13 protein-coding genes are annotated in these 21,454 nt (G+C 51.2%); 6 read left to right on the top strand and 7 right to left on the bottom strand.

Annotated features, from left to right (window positions below):
- Window positions 1-176: 176 nt before the first annotated feature.
- On the bottom strand, window positions 177-3,791 hold the full coding sequence (locus CHB92_RS20500) for an ABC transporter permease/M1 family aminopeptidase (protein ID WP_089321110.1): 3,615 nt from the start codon (window positions 3,789-3,791) through the stop codon (window positions 177-179).
- A complete protein-coding gene (locus CHB92_RS20505; RefSeq protein ID WP_089321111.1) occupies window positions 3,788-4,708 on the bottom strand; it encodes an ABC transporter ATP-binding protein in 921 nt (306 codons plus the stop codon). The genes CHB92_RS20500 and CHB92_RS20505 overlap by 4 nt, the downstream gene beginning before the upstream one ends.
- Before the next feature lie 403 nt (window positions 4,709-5,111).
- On the opposite strand from CHB92_RS20505, the gene CHB92_RS20510 reads away from it, so the two are divergent.
- The 4 genes from CHB92_RS20510 (at window position 5,112) to CHB92_RS20525 (ending at window position 9,382) form a co-directional block, all read left to right on the top strand.
- Window positions 5,112-6,140 (top strand): sensor histidine kinase, encoded by a 1,029-nt coding sequence (locus CHB92_RS20510; protein WP_245842758.1) that lies wholly within the window; start codon window positions 5,112-5,114, stop codon window positions 6,138-6,140.
- Entirely contained in the window at window positions 6,109-6,834 is a 726-nt protein-coding gene (locus tag CHB92_RS20515) for a LytR/AlgR family response regulator transcription factor (protein ID WP_089321113.1), read from the top strand. Before CHB92_RS20510 ends, CHB92_RS20515 begins: the two co-directional genes overlap by 32 nt.
- A 453-nt stretch (window positions 6,835-7,287) precedes the next feature.
- On the top strand, window positions 7,288-8,181 hold the full coding sequence (locus CHB92_RS20520; RefSeq protein WP_089321114.1) for a hypothetical protein: 894 nt from the start codon (window positions 7,288-7,290) through the stop codon (window positions 8,179-8,181).
- Between the two features lie 322 nt (window positions 8,182-8,503).
- On the top strand, window positions 8,504-9,382 hold the full coding sequence (locus tag CHB92_RS20525) for a universal stress protein (protein ID WP_089321115.1): 879 nt from the start codon (window positions 8,504-8,506) through the stop codon (window positions 9,380-9,382).
- Window positions 9,383-9,701: 319 nt separating this feature from the next.
- Here CHB92_RS20525 and CHB92_RS20535 read toward each other — a convergent pair whose 3' ends face one another.
- From CHB92_RS20535 to CHB92_RS20545, 3 genes are all read right to left on the bottom strand, one after another.
- Complete coding sequence (locus tag CHB92_RS20535; RefSeq protein WP_089321117.1) at window positions 9,702-11,363, bottom strand: bifunctional aminoglycoside phosphotransferase/ATP-binding protein; 1,662 nt, start codon at window positions 11,361-11,363, stop codon at window positions 9,702-9,704.
- A gap of 167 nt (window positions 11,364-11,530) precedes the next feature.
- Window positions 11,531-12,211, bottom strand: coding sequence for a BON domain-containing protein (locus CHB92_RS20540; RefSeq protein ID WP_089321118.1), 681 nt, complete (start codon window positions 12,209-12,211; stop codon window positions 11,531-11,533).
- Window positions 12,212-12,449: 238 nt separating this feature from the next.
- A complete protein-coding gene (locus CHB92_RS20545; protein ID WP_089321119.1) occupies window positions 12,450-13,517 on the bottom strand; it encodes a response regulator in 1,068 nt (355 codons plus the stop codon).
- A gap of 817 nt (window positions 13,518-14,334) precedes the next feature.
- Between CHB92_RS20545 and glgP the strand changes: the two genes are divergently transcribed.
- Window positions 14,335-15,990, top strand: coding sequence for an alpha-glucan family phosphorylase (glgP, locus tag CHB92_RS20550; RefSeq protein WP_089321120.1), 1,656 nt, complete (start codon window positions 14,335-14,337; stop codon window positions 15,988-15,990).
- A gap of 196 nt (window positions 15,991-16,186) precedes the next feature.
- Here the strand turns inward: glgP and CHB92_RS20555 are convergent, their stop codons facing one another.
- Together CHB92_RS20555 and CHB92_RS20560 are read right to left on the bottom strand one after the other, a co-directional pair.
- Window positions 16,187-16,699, bottom strand: a complete 513-nt coding sequence (locus CHB92_RS20555; RefSeq protein ID WP_089321121.1) for a thioredoxin family protein — start codon at window positions 16,697-16,699, stop codon at window positions 16,187-16,189.
- On the bottom strand, window positions 16,696-18,984 hold the full coding sequence (locus tag CHB92_RS20560) for a TonB-dependent receptor (protein ID WP_089321122.1): 2,289 nt from the start codon (window positions 18,982-18,984) through the stop codon (window positions 16,696-16,698). Before CHB92_RS20560 ends, CHB92_RS20555 begins: the two co-directional genes overlap by 4 nt.
- Window positions 18,985-19,768: 784 nt before the next feature.
- On the opposite strand from CHB92_RS20560, the gene CHB92_RS20565 reads away from it, so the two are divergent.
- The gene (locus CHB92_RS20565) at window positions 19,769-21,073 is read left to right on the top strand and encodes a hypothetical protein (RefSeq protein WP_089321123.1); all 1,305 of its coding nucleotides are present in this window, start codon (window positions 19,769-19,771) and stop codon (window positions 21,071-21,073) included.
- Window positions 21,074-21,454: the final 381 nt, after the last annotated feature.

Raw genomic sequence — 21,454 nt, forward strand, 5'->3', positions numbered from 1 at the left:
GGGTGGGTATGCTCCGATAATTCCTCCCATCAGTCTACCACAGTAAAAAAGCCGCTCCACTTGAAATGAGCGGCTTTTTGGTCCTATAAATTTTCCCTTTGGCAGTCAGCCTTATCCGTCATAGACACTAGCAGCAGGTAACGTTGGCGAAAAGGTTGCCAGCACTAGTAATTTGCCTACAGCTTCACACCCTGTGAATTATCCTTTATCTCCCAATCTATGAGCAGGTTGTTGGGGTCTATGCCGGCAAAGGCTGGCTTGCCAGGCACTGTTACCGTAATTCTTTGCTTAGCGGAGTTTATGCGATGCTTCCGCTGGTAAAGCAACTTGCCTGAGTCCTGCCCTTTTTCCGCAGGGGCGAAAACTCCGATCTCCACCCAATCATTCATTGGTAGCTTCGTTTCTACGCCAATACTGTCCACGACAAACTTCCGTGCCTGCACGTTAAGGGTTACCTGCCATTTCCCTGCTTCAACTCGTTTCGCTGTGGCTTGCTCAGTGCTCAGCTCCCAGAAAGTGTTCTTCTCAAAGAGATCATAAAGCAGGGGTTGGAGCGAGTCAGGCGTTACGGCCTGCAATTCGTGGTACAGATCAAGCGAAGTAGGTAGCGGGGGCTTTCCGGAGCCATGCTTCTCCAGCAATTGCCGGAGTGCACCATTTACCTTATCCCTTCCTACATACTGGCTCATTGCATATAATGCAAAAGGACCTTTACGGTAATTTTGGTACCAGTCATTTGCCTGCAGCAGCGGAACGGCAGCCTGTGTTTTCGGAGTCTTATACTCTTCACGCAAAAAGCTTAACAGCCGCTGCAGATACTCCGATCCATACTTATCTTCCAGCACACCCATAGCGGAGTACCACGCCATGCTCTCGGAAAGCAAACCTGCCCCTTCTGCATGAGCCGGATCAAGCTGGTTGCCCCACCACTGGTGCGCCACCTCGTGTGCCACCACCGCCGTCACCAGGTCGAACTTTCGCTTGTCCTTATCCGGGTTCATGAGAAAGAAACCTTCACCGGCTGTGATATTGATGGGGGCGGCGTGGTTTCCAAACCCATATCCCGGATAGGCTACAAACCGAATCGTACGGTGTGGGTATGGGCCAAATTCTTTACTGTAATGTTCTAAAGAAGCCTGCACACTTTGCACCATGCGCTCCAGGTTGTGTGTCTGCCCCGGATCATAGTAGATCTGTATGCTTACATCCTGCCCTGAACCGGCTGCATGATTCTTCCACATCCCTTCACGCACGGCATAGTTACCTGAGAAGAAATAATACTCATTCCGGATAGTAGCATCTGTCGCGTAATGGAAGTAGCGCCGGTTTCCTTCTGTCCATGTCCGCTGCAATACGCCGGGCGCCACCACTACCTGGTCCATGTCTGTGCTCACTACTGCTTCAAAAGTAATCCGCTCTGCAAACGGTGACTCCATACGTGCTTTCTCATCATAAAGCGAAGGAGTTGCGGGACGTGAAGCGAGTCCATACTTTTTGCGGGAACCAGCATCATCCAGTTCCCGATAGGATTGATAGCCAATAGCAGGCAGCCATTCATAGTTTCGGAAGTTGGTGCTGTTTGGTGTTACCGAGACATCAGCGCCGTTGTTAGAGAAGCTACGCCCTCCCACCTGCACTTCAAAGCTAAGTTGCAGGGAGTCGCCGGGCTGGAGTGGCTTTTCTAACGCATAAATGTGATACCCCAGCTGTTTATCTTCAAGTTTATTGGCAGCAGGTTGGTTAAAAACCATAGCCTTTGTTTCAACTCCTGGCGCTGTGGCTACATGTACAGCGTCTAGGGGCATCTTGTGCTGGTTCACGAGCAGGTAAGTGCCTTTAACGGTTGCTGTTCGTTCTTCCGGGTATATCTCTACCTGCAAGTTTGCACTGATCTGCCGGGGCTGCGGAATCAGATAGTATTTACCGTACAATTGCTCATACTGCGCTTGCCGCTCTGCTAGCTCCGATGAAGACAGGTAATTGTTCAGAACATTGGTATTGTAGTAGATGAAGCCACCAAATACCAGAATGCCCGCTACTGCCACCGTAGCAACTATAGCTGTGGAGCGAGTAATGCGACGTTTAGCCAGGTTTAAACGTGACCTTAGCTTTCCTTCCCTGCCCCGCACCCAAAACAGTTTTGCCACGACAGCCAGCAACAGCGCCCACGACACCCAGTACAGTTTGAACCACAGCCACGGCTCCAGCGATAAGTTAAAGCCGGCCATCGTAGTATACGACCACGCCGGGCTGGCACTATAGATAAGTAGCTTATGCCCGATGCCAAGACTCGGAGCAAACGCGATAAAGCCGTAGGCAAGCAGGGCAAAAAAATGTCCCAGGTATTTTTGATTGACCAGCACATGCACCACAAGCGCGAGCAGGGCAAAGAGCAGACATTCAACCAGCTGAAGTCCAAATAGTGCCATTACGTACAGCCCTACCTCAACAGGGGCGCCGCCTATAACTGTTTGCGCAACGATGCCTGCAATCATCAGGAACGCTAACCAAACGATAAGCATGAAGCTTAAGGCCAGGAACTTGCTCCCGAACAGCACCCATTCCGGCACCGGGGCAGTGTTGGCAATCTCATTGATGCCTGTTTCTCTTTCCTTCCAAACCAGTTCCCCGGCATAAAAGACAGTAAGCAGCGTAATTAAGATCCAGAAGGACTTAATTTCTACCAGTGGTGCTGTTAGAAAGTTTACCATATGATCCGTTCTGGGCAGCAAAGGCACGTCTTTGGCTTCCAAATTTCCGGGTATGGCAAAGCCTACCAGCAGGGCAAGGGCAACCAGCAACAGAAGCCCGATGCGGCCTTTTGCGAGTTGCAGAAAGGCTTTCCAGGTGATAACGCAAAGCTGCTGCAGGTGCATTGTAAAACCAAAAACACCTTGTACCTGGGCTAAGCTGCTCCCCTGCTCCCATTTCAGCCACTCCTGCGCTGGCATGTTTGTTACTGATTCGATTGAATGCTTTTTGTTACCACCTGTTGTTGACTGAACAAACCTGAAACGACGATGCGTGAAAAACAGAAGCCCTACCGCAACACTGAGCCAAATTATACGGTTTAAAAGCAGCGGTCCCTCCAGTGTAAGCAGGCGCGTATTCACTTCCAGCGGACTCCATTCCCCTGACAGTTGATTTAAAACAAAGCTGAAATTAATGGGATCTATCAGATTCGCCCATGCTTTTGCATCTTGCAGAACCAATTCTAAAACAAATGCACACACAAAGAGAAACACACCACCCAGGTAACTTGCCATGGGTCGTCGGGTGAGTGCCGCTAACGAGAACTGAATAGCCGTAACGATAAATATATTAGGCAGCAATAGGTAGAAAAAGCTGGTCAGATAAGCTGTTAACCGGAACGGCCCCATCACTTCAGGCTCTACACCAGTAAAGTACAGGGAGAACAGAATGCTCAGCGGAATGGAGAGCAGAACAACTAAATTAAGCAGGCATGCGGCAAGAAACCGCCCTCCCAGGTAAGTGGCTTTACTGGTTGGCGTGGTGTAAGTGAGCGAATGCATGCGCGTCTGCACATCCCGGGCAGCGGCATCGCCAGCCACAGATCCACCTAACGGAAGCCAGAACAAAATGCACAGCGCGGTGACAGCCGCTATCACAATAGGTGCATTCAGTAAGAAATAACCTTCCCGGGCATCACTTAAATAATTGGCGATTACCCATAAAAAAGCAAGCACAGCCACGACACAGAAGTACAGCCAGGTAGAAAGGCTGCGAATCTGATAGGCAAACTCCAGCTGAAAAATTTTCCGGAACTTCATATGCTTACCTCCTCTACTTTCTGATAAACTTTGTTAAAGCCTGCCATGGTACTGAAGTATACATCTTCCAGGTCCGGCTCCACCAACTCAAAACCGTTTCCAGGATTCTCCGCCCTGTACACATGCACGATGGTACGCCCGCTAAACAGTTTGGCAGAAATAACCTGCTGCTCCTGGCCCAGTGCATGCAACTCGTCCTTAGAAATCAGTTTCCGCCAGATACGGCCTTTCAGCGCATCTACTGCCTGTATCGGCTCAGCCTCCAATAGGATTTTCCCTTTGTTGATGATCGCCATGTTGGTACACAGCTCCGAAACATCTTCCACAATGTGGGTGGACAGGATTACCACACTATTCTCCCCCAATTCACTGAGCAGGTTCAGGAAACGTACGCGCTCAGCCGGGTCCAGGCCTGCCGTAGGTTCGTCCACTATAAGCAGCTTTGGATTACCCAGCAGTGCCACGGCCACCCCGAAGCGCTGCTTCATCCCCCCGGAGTAGCCACCCAGCTTTTGCCTGCGCTTGTCCCAGAGATTTGTCTGTTTAAGTAAACGCTCCACCACCTCTTTGCGGGCAGCGCGGCTGGTAATGCCTTTAAGAACAGCGAAGTAATCCAGCAGGTCTTCTGCGTTCACCTTCGGGTAGAGCCCGAACTCCTGGGGCAGGTAACCCAGCGTCTGGCGCACTTCTTCTTTCTGGCGCAGCACGTCTATTTCTCCCAGATGTATACTTCCTTCATCCGGCTCCTGGAGCGTGGCCAGCGTGCGCATGAGGGTGGATTTTCCCGCACCGTTTGGCCCCAGCAGGCCATACATGCCTGCTGGAATGGTGAGATTGACGTTACTCAGAGCTTTTACCCCGTTGGCGTAGGTCTTTGATACATTGCGGATGGACAAACTGATCTGGTGATTTTCCATAGTTCTTATGTTTTAGTGTTTTTGATCAGAATAAAAGAAATAAAGCGTCAGAAAGACTGTCCCCTTGAGGGACTACAGGGGGGTAATCGTCTGCTGATAATCCACTTAGGCAAATTGAATACTCCTTCAACTGTAATAAACACCCCTATAGTCCCCTCAAGGGGACAGTTTACAAAAGCATCTTTAAAGCACTTTCCCACTCATTTTCAGAATAAAGGAAAAAGGACACCACAGGAAATCAAAAAACGATATGCTTAAGCTGTAGAGTAATCTACCAATGGCTGGTTTGCATCCGCCAAAGCGCTTGCAGGGTCAAGAGGCGGTTTCGTAGATTGGTAGCAGGTTCCTGCCGAGTAGGTAGTAAGAAAATGGCCGGATAAAATATCTTTGTTTTGTGGAGAGAGTGAAAAAGATTTTTGTGCTGGTCCATCTCGTGCTGTGGACGCTGTGGACTCTGCTGGTAATCTTGCAGCTAAGCCAAGATGATGACCAGTGGCCTACCTTAACCACGGGTTTCATCCTGACGTGCCTGCTTGTTTTTTACGGCCATTTCTATTTGCTCACCAGCTATTCGGGTAAGAAAAAGAAGCGAGATTATTATCTCAGGCTTATAGCAATCATGCTGATCGGCCCACTTCCCTTTGTGATTTTACATCCTAAAGGATTGGAGACATGGGATAATTCCTCCGACTACTACATGATGACCTTAGTCACGATTGTACCTCTCTTTACATTTCTGGGATGGTTGGCAAGAATTACGGAGAACCTTGTGCTTAATACGATCAGAAAAGAGCAACTGGAAAAACAGGCCGTAGAAGCTGAATTGCATTACCTGAAGTCACAGATCAACCCGCATTTTCTGTTCAACACCCTCAATAATATCCATACCTTGGTTTACAAGCAGGCTCCCGCGGCCCCCGAAGCTGTACTTCGTCTGTCCTCCCTGATGCGCTACATGATCTATGAGTCAAATTCGGCCACCGTGCCCCTATTACTGGAAATGAACTACCTGCAGGATTATGTGAGCTTGCAGCAACTCCGGTATAAAAAGAGCCCGGTGGTGGACTTGGAAGTAAAAGGAGACATAACATCCTGCCACATTGCTCCGCTGCTGTTCATACACCTGATGGAGAACGCTTACAAACACAGCCCTGCACGATTGGAGCCCGGAGATATAAAGGTTAAAATTGAAGTAAAAGAAAATACGCTTACCTTCAATATACAAAATCCGATCAGTAAGAATCCTGGCAATACTTTGGAAGAACCGGGCGGTATAGGGCTGCCGAATGTTCGGAAAAGACTGGCCTTACTGTACCCCGAGAAGCATAATCTGGAGATAGATAACCTGGGTGAAATATTTGTAGTTACGTTAAAGGTCCACGGTCTGCACACGCAAGCACATGAAAGCGAAGCTCACCTGCTATATAATTGACGACGAGCACCTGGCCCAGGAAATCCTGGAAGAGTATGTGGCTAAAGTTCCGTTCCTGGAGCTGAAAGGCAGCTTTATGAGCCCTTTGGAAGCAGCAGCGCAATTAGAACAAGACAAGCCGGACCTGCTTTTTCTGGACATTAACATGCCGGACCTGGACGGGCTCAGCTTCATTCCGATGCTGAACCCCAAGCCCATGATCATCCTGACGACGGCCTACGATCAGTATGCTCTGAAGGCGTTTGACTTAGAGGTAAAAGACTATCTGGTGAAGCCTTTTTCTTTCGAACGGTTCTACAGGGGCGTACTGCGCCTGTATCAGGAACAGAGAGATAAGCAGCCCTCCACTGCGAAAGAAGCTGAAAGTAATCCAAAGCCAGAGCAGGATTTTATATTTCTGAAAGTGGGCCATCGCATCCAGAAAGTTGAAGTAGGCGAAGTCCTTTTTATAGAGGGTATGAAGGACTACCTGCGCATTCATACTCCACAGGAAAAGATCATGACCCTCATGAGCTTTGCAAAGCTGGAAGAATTACTTCCCGCCTCAAAATTTGCCCGGACGCACAGGTCCTTTATGGTAGCCATCGAGAAAATAGACCACATCGAGAAGAACAGGATCTGGATTTATGATCAGGTGATACCCATTAGCGACAGTTATAGCGAGAGCTTTTATAATAAGCTCAAGGGAATTTGAGCCTTACTTCTCTCTACAAAAGCTCCCCAATCCTTGTGGAAGTGATTCGATAATTCCATCCTTTGGTCTACATGAAAGGCCTCCAGTTACCTCTGGCGGCCTTTTACTTTTTGTGCTTTCTCGTCCCCCAACGGCGGTTACAATTTCTCTAAAGGGAAGGCCTATGGTCAAAGGTTGATGGGCAAGTTATAAACGGTGTAAGTACGGGCGCCGAGAACTACACGCCTGCACACGGTTACCAGTTACAGAAAACGCGAAGGGCTTAAGGTTGGGTTTAGCCACATCAGCTTAGAGACTTCTCTCTTTATAATATTATATTTCATATTTTACTTATAAACTTTTTAATAAGCAAGGTGTCACAAAAACTGAGTAGAAGTTACGGAAAAGGATGGATGCTTTCGTAAAAGTTAAGGGTTAACCACCATAGATTACCTCTACATAACTTTTAATCCTATGAAAGCACCAAACAAAGCGTACCTGCGCGAATTAAGAAGAGAATTTGGCTATCTCCCGGCATGGGAACCTACCAAGAAAATTGTATTGGGTACGGTAGGGGTATTTAAGAAAAACGCCTTCACCAAGCTAATGGAGCTAAAAGACTTGGGCATTGGTTTCGAAATAGAGACCGACCATGAGCCCGGGAACCTGGAGTACACCTCTCCGAACGGCTTCTCGATCACAACCAAGGCGGCTGGAGCCCCCCGCATCCCCGGCAGCAGCATACCAGAGGACAAAGCAGGCGTAATCTTCGACTTTAACAGAGAAAACTCTATCATCTTTAAGGTAAACGAGGCCAATACCCCTGTCATCAAAGACCTGAACCATATCCAACATGAGGTGATCCGCCTGTACAAGGAGGGCCGTTGGGATAAGGACTGGGTGCTAGTGACCGAGGCCGTATACGCCAACCGCTGCACCCTGCTCATCTCCAATCACCGCAACGGCAAGGCAGAGCTGGTGGCAACAAGCGACTTTAACGTGGCCGACATCGATTTGGCCAGTGAAGTTTTCCAGAATAACCAACACGCTTTCCGAGGCCTATCCGTGAACCTGGTGGCGCAGCAGAATATTTCACCGCTGTTTAAACTCATGCAGCTGAAGAGCAATAAGCGCATCTCGCCCGCACTACGCTCCATGGACGTAGCACCGATAGACCTGGTGACGCCGGTAACCGCAGACCAATACAGCCTGTACCTGGGCGAAGTAAGCTTTGAGGAGCTAGTGAAGCAGGAGGAAGAACTACTGGCACCGCAGGACGTGCTGCAGCGTGCCCTACAGATTGAGCCTCGCCGGGAGGTACAGGCTGGCTCCAGAGCTGAGGGGCAGCTTCTGTATGATATGAGATAAAACAAACTTTCGTTAGAATTCCAGCTTACGTGAAGTCCCTGCCGCTTTCGGGTGGCAGGGACTTCACGTAAGCTGGTTTTATAGGACGGGTTGCAGCATCAACCTGGTTCTTCTAGTAGGTCTCAGAGGTACTCCGAGTAGAGCGCATTAACTGCAAATACCCTAGCCACAAACGCCACTCCCTACAGCAGCACTGTTTTTTCCACCCTAATCGTGACAAGCATCATCTGACGGGAAGACCGGAATCATTTTAATGCATGGGCTATGTTGATAGCTTTGGCTTCATAAAGCATGAAGCAATCCTAGTATATGAGTAAGCGTTATGAAAACACTCCTTGTCCCAACCGACTTTTCTGATAATGCCACCAACGCCATACGTTATGCTGTGGCCTTGGCAAATATCACCTCATGCAGGCTTGTCCTAGTCCATGTCATGGCCATACAGGTAATGACGACTGCGGAGAGCACAGCCTACACTTCGTATGATCCCCGTGTACAGAGATATCACACTGATAAACTAAAGGCCATCGCACATCAGCTTCAACTAGAGAACGCCTTCAAATTTGAGGTTGGTTATGTATGCCAGTACGGCTCTTTCCATGATGTTCTGAACGAGCTGGCATCCAACATGCAGGCCGATTTGGTAGTAATGGGAGCCAGGGGTACTACCAATTTTCTGGACAGGGCGTTTGGCACCACGGCCGCTACCTATATCAAAGAGGCTGTGTGCCCTGTGTTAGCTGTACCTGCAGCAGCAAGTTTGTCTGAACTTAAGACAATAGCCTTTGCCGCCGATTTCTCTGACAAAAACGACATCTTCTTACAGCAGCTGTTTCAGCTTGCGGAATCCCTTGGTGCAAAAGTCTGTCTGGTGCAAATAATAACAAAGCCCCAAGTTCCTACCGTAGCAGGTAATCTAGTGCCTCAGGACATTGCCAGCCGGTTTACAGACAGAAACTTCAGCGTAGCACAGGAAAAGGCTCACAGTGTAGCTGCAGGTATCAAACACTTTGTAAGTGAGAACAAGATAGACATCTTGGCTCTGGCCATCCATGAAAAGAGCTTTCTTCAGGACCTGTTTCACAGGAGTATCTCGAAAAGGCTTGCTCTGGGAGCACACTTTCCCTTATTGGGCTTACCAGAGAAACCCTATTGGCTGCAAGACCTGCAACAGCATGAAAGCGAGGCTGTCACGGGCTGATTGCAGATTCACCCTAACCCCATATGAAGAGCAACAGCTGGGTCTGGCCAAACACGCTCGCCGCGATGAGTTCACCACCTGCTGGAGGGGCCAATGTGACAGTAATAGAAGCGGGCCGGATGGAAGGTATGGCCGTGGCAACCGGTAGAGGAAAATTGGGTACTCTGCCGACTACTGGTTCGATGACCAGGGGATGATACGAACACGTAGGGACATCTACGCTCTGGTCTGGCTGCCTAAGGACGTGTGCCCAAGAACAGGCAACCGCGTGAATAGCCTGTTGTTTGCTGTCATACCCGTGAAACATGAGCACTCTCTTTCAAGGACATCGTTCTTGTTGAGCGGTATTTCCGTTTCCTCGAAAAAAGCGCCTTGACGCGCTTCCGGACTTGCTTCTCTTCAGGCCTGAAAGTTTGTGGAGGGCATTGGCTAGCGTTACATCTGCATCAGAATCGGCGTTGACCCTCACTAGGTGCGCTGGCTGTACCTCAACGGGTGCCTGGTAAATACGCTTGAGTGAATCAACGTCCTCAAGGCGTGCATCCGAAACCACCTTCGGACTCTTGTCTCTTTCAGCCAGTCTGTTCCTGATAACTCCTTCAGAGGTTTGCATTTCTAAAAAGTAATACAGAACCTGACGCTTGTCCAGCGCCTGCCCGAAAAGAGCCCGGTGTTTCGCCAAGCTGAAGGTGGCATCTACCACTACACCACGCAGTTTCTTTACGTGTTCCAGGGTTTCTTCTAAAAGCGCCTGATACACTTTGTCCGTAACCGGCAGAGAGTACAGGCCTTGCCGTGTTGTTGGGCTGCTGCGATCATAGAGGGGCAACCCTGCGATTCCTTTCCGCACAACATCACTGCTCAGATGCTCCCAGCCCAATAAGTTCGAGAAGCTTTCAGCTAGCGTGGTTTTGCCACAACCGCTTCTGCCGCACACAATAAGCACAGCAGGTACTGAATCAAAAAGCACGTAGCGCAGGGCAAGACGCACGTGCCTCTTGGCCCTTTCCCTGCCGGCCTCTTGCTCGGTAGCAGGAACTTCCGGCTCACCGGCTTTGATGCATTCCACCTTCGCTCTAACGCAGGCCCTGTAACACTTATAAAAGCCAACCAGAGAATCGATGTCCGGGTCATCTAACAGCTCAATCATTCGGGAGGTTACATATGACGACAAGTCAGGCCGCTCGTGCTGGTCTAAGTCCATGGCCAGGAAAGCAATGTCGGAGGCCACATCTATGTATCGGAAAGTGTCATTAAACTCAATGCAATCATAGATGCAAACCTTACCCTTCCGAATGTGAATATGATCAAGGTGAAGGTCCCCATGGCAGTCTCGAATCCTGTGCTCCTGTACACGCTTTGCCAATAAACTCTGGTTCTCTTCGAAAAAGCCCTGGAAATAGTGCCGGATTGCTTGCAAAGCGGCCGGGTGCACCACGTTGCCGGTATGCTGTTCTAAAACGTCTAGGTTTTCTTCGGCTGCCTTCCTGATTCCCTCCATATCGCCGTATGGAGCTACAAAGGGTTCTGGAGGGTGCTTTTCATAAAAACCCTTTAAAACTTTCAAAACTGCCTCTAGCAGGGAGCGCGTCACTTTACCGGCCTGAAGTAGCTGGTCCAGAAAATAACCATCTTTCAGTTGTTTCATCTGAAGCGCATAGTCTACTACCTCCCCCTCTGATCCGAAATGGAGCTGCTCGTGCTTCACGGCAATAGGCAGAATGGCAACATAAAGATCTGCACAGAAGCGGCTATTCAACTCAAGCTCTCTTTCGCAGTTCCTTTTCCGTTCCTGTAACTGAGTAAAGTCCAGAAACCCTAAGTTTACGTGCTTTTTTAACTTATATACGAACGGGGGCGCCATAGCTAACACAGAAGCATGTGTCTGCCGGATTACCACCGTAGGGGGATGGTGCGGATACGAGGAAGGATTCTGTAAAAAAGCAATAAGAGCCTCCGTAATTTTATTTGTTGCTGCCATCCTGCTACGGAACTGTATGTAGATCCCACCACGCCACTAACACGTACCAGCAAGATGCTTTGTAGGGGTAACGAAGCGTATTACCGTCTGGAGAAGAGTGGAACTGTTTCACCTCGGATAAAAAGGACCGGGGAGCGTCTTTTACAGAAAAAGATAATTGCTTTCCTTTAGTTTGGCCAAAAAGAAAGTTCTGGCTCTTCCCTTAACCTGAGCTTATTCTCCACGAACAGTATGCCCGGGGCTCTCCAGACGGCTTTCTCTGCATCTTCTTTTTCTGCAAAGGAGCGCACATACCCCCTTAAGACTGCCTTGGTGCCCGATATCTCTACCTGTATTTGCTCCGCGTCCAGCGTGGCCGCGCGTTGGAAAGCCTCGTGGATCCTTTGCTTTAAATCAGCGGGCCTTGTCTTTGGCTTCAGGCTTATGAAGTTAAGCAGGGTCTTTACTCCTGTAAGGTGAATGACGGCATTCCGCGCTGCCTCCCGCTCAAACGCCCATTCCACCTCTCCTTCCAGTGTCACGACTCCCTCCTCCACTTTCACCCTGATCTGTTCGTCGGGAATGGAGGTGTGCCACTTGAGCGCGTGCACTACTGCCGCTGCGATCTCGGCATCGGTCTTCTTGGAGCCGGGGGAAACGCCCACCTGTATGTCCTCTGCAAGTGCCTTTACCCCAACCACCCTCGTGGCCTCTTTCTCTGCCTGCAGCTTCTTTTCGTAGGTGTCCACCCGCCCCGAAAGGGTGACAACCCCGTCTTTAACGGCAACGCCAATCTCTGTAGCGTTAAGAAGTGGGTTCCACTTGATCTGGGCCATTACGTCTTGCTGAATTTGCGCATCGGTTCTCATCTTTACTGGTTTATGGTGAAATATTAGTTCAGTTCCCTTCTGTTGATTTTCTCGTTAAAGGAATCAAACTTCCGCGAACCTCGGAATGATAACCGTCACAGGCAGCCATGACAGTTATCATGAAAGGTAAAATACACCAAACACCTGGCAATGAATCTGTAAGGCTAAACGGCTTCGGCGCAAGCAGGACCCGTACTGTGCTTACAAGCCCAGACAGAAAGCTTGTCCCTTCATAAGCCTAGCCTCGCAAGTACAGCAGTTTCTGCTTGTTTAAAATAAGGATCTTGCTGCCTACAATGTCAATTAGCTGCTCATTCTTAAATTCACTCAGGGTCCTTGACACTGCCTCTGGGGAAGCGCCCACCAAACCAGCTATGTCGTGCCGGCTGACTGGGATAGGCGGGTGCTGGTTGGCAGATGTCTGGTATCTCCCAAGCAAGAAAAGCAGCGACTCGGCCGTACGCTTGCGCAACGAGTTAAAAGCCAGGCTTGAAAGCATTTTCTCTTTTTCAGTTATGCTGGTGGCAAGCGTCCTGATCAACCGGTTGGCTACGAGTTGGTCGTGGTAGAGTAAGGTGAGGAACTCTTCTTTGGGAATAAGCACAACTTCTGAGTCTTCCATGGTCTCGGCCGTTTCCTGGTACTCCGTCTCTTCAATAAAGGGCAGGTAGCCAAAGAACTCGCTTTCATTGATTATCCCAGTAATGTACTCTTTCCCTTCCTGGTTTGTACTGTACACCTTTACCTTTCCCTTCTTGAGAAAGAAGATTTTGGTGGGTTCATTGCCCTCTGTGTAGAGGGTTTGCTTCTTCTTATATAGATAAATTTTTTTGTCATGTGCCAGGTGCTCCAATTCCTGGTGTGTGGGTGACTTGGGCATTAGCTCCTGTGTTAGGCCCGCAGATGCTGAAGAAAGAACAGGCGTTTTTTTCAGCAATTCGACCTTGCGCAGGCGGCCCTCAATGGCGTTCAGCAGCTCGCTCTCCTGAAACGGCTTTGTAATGTAGTCATCTGCCCCGCTTTCCATTCCCTTCCGGATGTCAGCCCGTTCTGTTCTGGCCGACAGGAAAATAAAGGGGATAGCTTCCAGAACAGGATTTTTATGAAACACGTGCAGCACGCCGTATCCATCCATGTTCGGCATCATGATGTCACAAACTACAATGTCTGGCTTTTGCTGCAAGGCCAGCACCACACCTTGTTTACCGTTTTCGGCCTTCACTACCCGGAAGTTTGCCAACTCCAAGATCTCTGCCGTGTTTTCCCTTATAAGTTCGTTATCTTCAATTAGCAATACTGTTTTCATTTTCCAGGGATTGTGACTAGATGAAAGGAGTATGGGGTTCGGCACCCGCTTTCGAACAGTAAGAGCATCTTTGGCTGAAGCGTTACCCTGCAACAAGTAAGAACTTGTACTATTAGCCTTGGGAAGCTTTAATGGTTGTGCATCGGACTTATGTGAACAAGAATAACATAACGACCAGATACAAGAACTTATCCCTCTGCTTTATGAACGAGCATAAGGCCGCTGAACACTGCGAGGGACGCGTTCCTTCGAGAGGCGACACTGTCTATGTGCAAACAGAAACTTTTTATTATTACTATGCTAATTATAAATATTATTTTACGTATCAACCGTATCCTTGTTAGATAAAAAGAACTCTATTTACCCTCAGTCTCGCAATTCTTGCTGAAAGATAGAATTTGTCTTGCATAAAGAGCCGCTATGGTGTAAGCAAGACTGTAATTTCCATCATGCTTTCCGATGATCCAAATCATTGACTTACGCAAGAAAAAACCCCGAAATTCACGTGCAGCTACAGGATGGCCTAATTTTCTTGGAATGGCAGCGAGTCCCTCACATGGCAACAACACTGGCAAAAAGCCGCGGGCAAGTATATCCCCGCTCTGGCTTACCTGTTCCTCTCAGGGCTTGTTCTTGTGCTTACTTATTACGGGGCAGGCTCACAATCTTCTAAAAGTCAAACGTCCTGACTGGAGGTGGAGCGGCACATGCTAAGGAAGGGCACCATTGCAAAAACAGAGGTCACAGACGGTTAAGAAGCCAACACAGCAGAGGTTGTATCCCTTTAACGCTAAGAAAACATTTAAGAGACCATACGATGGAACAGTCTGACAAGTACCTGCACCCTTACACCGCTGCCCCTTCTTACCAGAAGTGCGTTGCCTATTTCTGCATGGAGTACGCCATAGCACAGTCGCTGAAGTTGTATGCGGGCGGGCTTGGCTTTCTGGCTGGCTCCCATATGCGCAGTGCCTACATTTTAAGGCAGAAGGTGGTTGGCATCGGCATTCTGTGGAAGTACGGCTACTATGACCAGGTGCGGCAGTCAGACCAGACCATGGGGGTGCTGTTTCAGGAAAAGATTTATACTTTTCTGGAAAAAACCAGTATTCGTTTTGAAATCACCGTGAACCGGGCCCCGGTGCAGGTAGGGGTATACTACCTCCCCCCCCTTCTTTTCGGTACTGTTCCCCTTTTTCTGCTGACAACCGATTTACCGGAGAATGACTACCTCGCACAGACGATCTCACACAAACTTTACGACGTAGACAAGAACGCTAGAATTGCTGCCAGTGTCTTGCTTGGAACCGGAGGATTCAAGTTGCTTGAGCTTCTAAACCTTGCTCCTGACGTGTATCACCTGAACGAAGCGCATGGGCTACCCCTCGTCTTTTCGCTGTATGCCAAGCATGGCTCGGTGGAAGAGGTCCGAAAAAGGGTCGTTTTCACGACGCACACCCCCGAAGAAGCTGGCAACGAAAAGACTGACATCCACCTGCTTCACGACATGAGCTTCTTCTCCCCCTTGTCCCTGGACCAGGCCAGGCTGATCACGAAAACCGAAGGAGACACCTTTAACCATTCATTGGCTGCCCTGCGCTTGGCAAAGATCTCCAACGCAGTCTCGCGCATGCATAGAGAGGCCGTGGAGAAGAACTGGAGCGCCTGTGAGGGGACTAGCCCCATCATCCACATCACCAACGCACAGAACTACTATTACTGGGCCGACAAACCGCTGTACGACTACCTTTACTCTGAAGACGATGAGATGCTGGTAGCCCGTAAAAAGGAGCTAAAAAGACAGCTTTTTGAGGAAGTGGCCGACCAGACCGGGGACATGCTGCATCAGGATGTGTTTACCATCGTATGGGCCAGGAGGTTCGCAGGCTACAAGCGGGCGGATTTGATTTTAGAGGACTTGAGCCGCTTCCTTCAGTTGCTTCATGACACGACACAACCCGTACAGATTATTTGGGCCGGAAAGCCCTACCCGATGGACTATGGCGGCATATCCGTTTTTAACAAGCTGGCGCACCTGAGTACAAAGCACCCCAACTTTTCGGTTTTGGTAGGTTATGAGCTAAAGCTCTCCAAACTCCTTAAGCAGGGGGCAGACCTCTGGCTTAACACGCCCCTGGTTACCCATGAGGCCTCCGGTACAAGTGGCATGTCTGCCGCGATGAACGGTGCCGTACTTCTCTCCACGGCCGATGGCTGGGTACCGGAGTTCATACAGCACGGGATGAATGGTTTTGTAGTTCCACCCGTTGCCCCCACTCACCCACTCCACGAGCAAAACATGACCGACGCTAGAAATATCCTGCATACCCTACAGCATGAAATCTTACCTATGTACTACACGCAAAGGGACAAGTGGTTATCTGTTGTGAAGAACAGCATGCGCGATGTTCTCCCCTACTTTGACTCGAATCGGCTCGCACACGACTATTATGAGAAGATGTATAACGCCTAGCGTTACTTTTTCATCGCCCAGTTTACCTTCAGCTCTTGTGTTAGCACCCTGTGCCCGGTGCAGCCTCTCTGTTAAAGAAGGAAAAGAAGCCCTTTGCTGTCACTGCATCATTAATCCCTGGGCAGCTTATTAGCACGGGTATGGTAATTTCCCAAAGAGCGAATGCCCGGCATGCTCACCATCCTGCTTTCCTAAGTCAATGGTTACCTCCATCAGGTCGTTCAGCTTTGCCATTTTCAAGGTTGCGGACTGGCAGGAGCTCTCTCAGCTCCGCCGCCCTCACGCAGCCCTTGTACCTTTGCAGGGGCCGCAGGTCCTCTGACAAAACCACAGTGGTTGGGAAGCAGACCTCACCGTTCTCCCTGGCCAAGGCTTCCGCCAGCTCGTGGTACCCTGCCTGGGCGCCTGTAGGCCTGTAGCGGTAGGTTCTGCCCAGGAAGCGAATGTCCCTCTTGGTTTCGGCGTCCAAACGAAGGCAGTAAAACCATCGGTTCAGCGCCTGCACCAGTGCCCTGTCCCGGAAGGTAGTGTGCTCCTGCATTTTACAGTACTTGCACCAGTCGGCTCGGACAAAGATTAGCAGCGGCTTTCTCTCCACGCGCAGGCTGTCGCTCAGGTGCTCAAAGGCAGTCCACTTGACCGACTGCCCCAGTGCCCCGGTCGGTAGGCTGATGAACACTAGAAGTAAAAGTATGGCCAGGCGTATCATTTGTTCAACGTATACCGCACCCCCAAAAACCCTCTGATGCCCTGGTTGGGGGCATAGACGTAAGACGGGTCGAAAGTCAGGCCCTGCGGGTTGCCGGGCGTCGGGATCACCTGGCCCTGCTCATCAAACAGCACGCCCCTGTCGAAGGGGTCAAAGGCACGGGCGATGCTGTTGGCAGGCGGCGTAAAGTTGAGCAGGTTTTTTACCCCGCCGTATAGTTCCCACTTGCTGCCGATGGCTTTGGTGAGCTGTATGTTCTGCAGGCTCCACCAGGGGGAGTGAGCCGGGCGATCGTCCAAGGGGCCCAGTAGTGGCAGGCGCATCGGCCCGTACACGTTTCCGGTGTAGTCCACCGTCAGGCCGATGCCCGGGAAAGGATAGCCGATGCTCCACACGCCGCTGAAGCGCTCGGTGAGCATCTGCCGCCTGCGCTCACCCTGCTCCTCCAGGGTCACGTCCATCAGCGTGGCCCCGGCCAGCAACTTCAGCCCGCTCGTCCAGGCCACATCCAGGTTTAGCGATACCCCCTTGGACACGGCAGAGCCTTCCAGGTTGCTGTAGATGATCCTGTTCGGGTCAGCGTCATAGTCTGGCACAATGCGGTTGTGGAAGTAGGTATAGAAAAGGCTTCCGTCCAGGCCGAAAAAGGCGTTGTTGCTGCTGTAGACCTGCTTTACCACGTTCAGGTTGGCGTTCCAGGAGGTCTCCGGCTCAAGCTCTCCCTCAAACACCACCTCCCGGGCCCCGGTCAGGGCGGCATGGTCCTCGGTAAACACGTGGGCCACCCGGTACCCGTTGCCCACGCTCAGGCGCACTGCGTTTTGCTTGTTTCGAGAGGTCCATTTATAGTTCAGGCGGGGCGTCAGTACGCTCCCGTGCAGGCTGTTGTAGTCGTAGCGGGCGCCCAGCAGCAGCTTGTTGTAATCATTCAGTTTGATCTCATCCTGCACAAAGGCACCCGGCAAGTGTATGACGGATGGTTGGTTCGTGGTGCCGTCTACCCCGGCGGTCGCAGGTGTGTTGTCGTCGTAGTAGGTGTGGCGATAAGCCAGCCCCGCCAGCAGGTCGTGCCGGTTGCCCAGCAGCTTGTTCCAGGTCAGCTGCCCAAAGCCGATGTACTGCGACGCGATATAGGCGGTGTTGCCATACACGGAGTTCTGCTGGTGCCCGTTTGTACTGAACTGGAAGTTAATGATCTCCTTCACTGGCAACTGGTAAAGTCCAAAGGCCTCCCAGCGGCTGGTGTAAATGCTCTCGCCGTACACTTCCGCCCCGCCCCGGTGCGCACTGTCCCAGTGCATCTCGCCCCCCCAGCGGTCTTCGTACACGTAGCGGCCCGCCACCGAGAAAGGCTTGTTGCTCTTGCGCCCAAAACTCAGCTTATTGAAAACGGAGATGCGGCTCTGCAGCGTCACGTCGGTAAAGCCGTCGCCGTTGTTATCAATAGGGTTTTGGTAGTTAAAGGAATTAACGCCCAGCAGGCCCTGCGTGTGCTGCCCCGCCCCGTAACGCAGCCCCACATCGGCGTTCGCCTCGCCCCAGGTCGTGCCGAAGACGTCCACAGCGGTGCGCGGCGCCGAGAAAGGCTTTCTGGTAATGATGTTGATGAGTCCGCCCACCGCCTCGGAGCCGTAGAGCGTGGAGGCCGGCCCTTTCACCACCTCTACCCGCTCCACCAGCGCCTGCGGAATGCCTGTCAGGCCGTACACGGTGGAAAGGCCGCTTACGATCGGCATGCCGTCGATCAGCACCATGGTGTAAGGCCCCTCCAAGCCGTTGATGTGGATGTCGCCAGTGTTGCAGACGTTGCAGTTGAGCTGCGGGCGCACCCCGTTCACGTGCTGCATCGACTCGAAAACAGAGGGCGTGGGGTTGGCCTTGAAGAACTCTGCGGTGTACACCTCCACCGGCACCGCGCTCTCCAGTTTGCTTACCTCCTTCATCGTGCCCGAGATCACTACCTCGTTAATTCGGGCGGTAGCCTCCTCCAAGCTAAAGCTGACCGTTGCCTGGGGGCTTTGGCTGTCTACCGTCACCCGCTTTGTCTGGGCCTCAAAGCCGATTAAGGAAGTAGTCAGCTCATAGGTCCCGTAGGGCACTCCTTTGATAGAAAAGTAACCGTCGCTGTCTGTCGAGGTCCCCCGGCTGGTGCGTTGCAGCCCCACGTTCACGAACTCCAGCGGCTTTCCCTCGGATCGGACGTAGCCGCTGATGCTGCCCTCCTGTGCCGACGCACGCACAGGCAAGAATGTTAGCAAGAGGTATAGGATCTTCAGGTGTTTCATGGCGTAGAAGCAAGGGTCCTAATTTAGCTACTATTAAATTTAATTTTAGGTTTACCTAAAATTAAATTTACCATTAGTTGCTCAATGCACAAGCTATTGATCCTGCTGTTACAAAAAGGATGGACAGATACAGGCTGGCTGAGAGGGAAAGTCAGCCAAGAGCCACCGAGAAACCGCGACAAGAATCCCCGAATCCTACCCTAGGATTAAAAACTTATGATGCGCCCTATCTGTGCCAGAGGCAACAGGGGAAGCTTCGAAAAGACGGGTGGCACGCAAATAGGCGGCCAATACATTGAGGTTTACCTAGCGCTACATAAAAGCCTGGGTTGCTACTGAGCGGCTTGAGGCAGTCCAGATACGCAGCCGCGGAACATACAACGGGTTACACGCAGTGCCGCCAAGACTACTTGAACCAAATCAACTTTTTTTAGTAAAGCTATAGTATATGGTTAGGTGGAAGACCAGCCAGGCTATCCCGAAACGTATCGTCACCCTTACGGGCATTGATTAGCAGGATACCGTACACGCATAAACGCGACATGCAGTAGACCTGCTCTTTACCTCCTCCCCTAACCTGCTGCCCGCCTGGTTTGACCCTGTGTCAGCCCCTGCTTGGCGAAGATCATTAGAAAAACCCGCTGCCTTACTGCCCCACGCTCTCCTTTGAACACCCGCTGTGGACGGCGCTCTTCAACTGAAAGATGCTGCTCCAAGCGGGCTGCATACTTGTTGCCTTCATTGACTAGCGGATTAGCGGTTACTTTACAAAACGCACCTGTAAATGAAAAACCAATCTATTCCACCCGGCTTCCATGATATGATGGACTTCAGTCTTGTAGAGGCCCTTTTAGGCCGCCGCTCCCGCCGGTTCTTTTTAGGAGCGGAGATACCGGACGGCGTGTTTGCCTATGAGTCCAAACACGAACCACTACCGCTGAGTGAGCTGGAAAAGCTGCTGGTGGTAACGGCCTGTGGCGGGAACACCGGCTGGCACAACATGATTTACCGGGCACAGCGCTACGCACCGCACCTCTCGAACTATGCCGGGGCAGCAGGCGGCCGTACTTTTCCTTCGGCGGCCGGCTTCCACACCAGCATGACCTTTTTCACGGATGACGAAGGCGTTTACGTGCTGGACAACCGGAACGCGCCTGCAGCTGCTGACAGGACGGAAGATGGATCGCTGGACCTAAACAAAGTAGTAGATGCCTTGAGAAAGGATGTCAGGAAGCTACAGGAGGGCCGCCTACGCCTGCCTGCGGAGGTTCCTTTTGTGGAAGCGCACAATACGTGGGTAGCTAACAAGCCGGGCACCCTGGTCGTGATACCTGTAGCGGATCTGGCACAGCACGTGCTGCTGGGCCTCTGCTATATGCTGCAGAACGGCCTCGTGCTAACGGACGACATCAACAAAAGAGCGATTCCCGGCATGGAGCAGTTTAGGGACATCGTTGACGTAAACAACAACTGGAACATCACCTTTTTGGACCAGATCTCTATGGCTGAGGTAACGGCGGAACTCTCCACCAGCTGCTACGCAGGTGCCCTGATGCTGCAGGCCATGGGCCTGGGAGGGTGGATGTTCGACGGCATGGACCTGTTCTCTGTTTTAGGAGCGAGCGGCAGGCCGGAAGTGCCGGGGCTGGGGTTTCGCTACGACACCGACCCCCGCTGGCCTTACCCCAACCCCACAGGGCTGAAAGGCGTGATGGAAGCTTTCTGCCCGCCTCACTATCCTGACATGCGTGCCGCGGTGGATGCTGTTTGCGAGCGCAAGTTTGGCAAGGGAGGTCCCTTCCACGAAAACACACCTGGCAATTGGAAAGAGTCTCCTAAAGTCCGGAAAGCAGCGCAGGTGCACGATGCGCGGTTCCGGGAGTGCGTGGCCCTACAGGCCCAGTATGTATATGACACCTTTGGCAAGTTCCCGGCAACAGTGCCCTCTGTTTTTCTTCTCATGTACCTGCAGGCGCACCACCTCGACTTGGAGTTTTACGATGCTTTCTACCAACCCGGTGCCTATCTCAGCACACACGCCGCGCATATGACCCGTTGGCACGCTCAGCGGCCTGCCCCCGGTGTCTGATCCTCGCTGCACCCTTTGGAGGAGTGGCACAGGAACCTTGCTTCCGCTGCGGGATAGAACCACACGGAACAGGGTACTTTAAACCGAACCAGAGTTTATAAGGTATAAGTCATGCAGGTTTTATAAAATCACATCGTACCGTTTGGTGTAAAGACGACAGAGAAATGGGTAAAGTAACTGCTTTGAACACCTCCCCCGGAAAGGCACATAGTAAGTCCGCTCGGGGCGCCTGCCCTGTTTGTGGCAGCTCTAAACTCGAAGCGCTAGGGTCGAAAGGAGGGTATGCTTTTGTTAGCTGTGCTAACTGCCTGTTCAGTTTTTGTCCTGGGATAACGGCAGACTACCTTGCCAGCCTGTATGCAGCCGGATACCACGGACCCG

The organism is Pontibacter ummariensis, assembly GCF_900188175.1.
Taxonomy (GTDB): domain Bacteria; phylum Bacteroidota; class Bacteroidia; order Cytophagales; family Hymenobacteraceae; genus Pontibacter; species Pontibacter ummariensis.

Bases quoted from the DNA above. Each gene is read 5' to 3' on its own strand.
- CHB92_RS20500 (WP_089321110.1), bottom strand. From the start codon at position 3,791: ATGAAGTTCCGGAAAATTTTTCAGCTGGAGTTTGCCTATCAGATTCGC.
- CHB92_RS20505 (WP_089321111.1), bottom strand. From the start codon at position 4,708: ATGGAAAATCACCAGATCAGTTTGTCCATCCGCAATGTATCAAAGACC.
- CHB92_RS20515 (WP_089321113.1), top strand. From the start codon at position 6,109: ATGAAAGCGAAGCTCACCTGCTATATAATTGACGACGAGCACCTGGCC.
- CHB92_RS20520 (WP_089321114.1), top strand. From the start codon at position 7,288: ATGAAAGCACCAAACAAAGCGTACCTGCGCGAATTAAGAAGAGAATTT.
- CHB92_RS20525 (WP_089321115.1), top strand. From the start codon at position 8,504: ATGAAAACACTCCTTGTCCCAACCGACTTTTCTGATAATGCCACCAAC.
- CHB92_RS20535 (WP_089321117.1), bottom strand. From the start codon at position 11,363: ATGGCAGCAACAAATAAAATTACGGAGGCTCTTATTGCTTTTTTACAG.
- CHB92_RS20540 (WP_089321118.1), bottom strand. From the start codon at position 12,211: ATGAGAACCGATGCGCAAATTCAGCAAGACGTAATGGCCCAGATCAAG.
- CHB92_RS20545 (WP_089321119.1), bottom strand. From the start codon at position 13,517: ATGAAAACAGTATTGCTAATTGAAGATAACGAACTTATAAGGGAAAAC.
- glgP (WP_089321120.1), top strand. From the start codon at position 14,335: ATGGAACAGTCTGACAAGTACCTGCACCCTTACACCGCTGCCCCTTCT.
- CHB92_RS20555 (WP_089321121.1), bottom strand. From the start codon at position 16,699: ATGATACGCCTGGCCATACTTTTACTTCTAGTGTTCATCAGCCTACCG.
- CHB92_RS20560 (WP_089321122.1), bottom strand. From the start codon at position 18,984: ATGAAACACCTGAAGATCCTATACCTCTTGCTAACATTCTTGCCTGTG.
- CHB92_RS20565 (WP_089321123.1), top strand. From the start codon at position 19,769: ATGAAAAACCAATCTATTCCACCCGGCTTCCATGATATGATGGACTTC.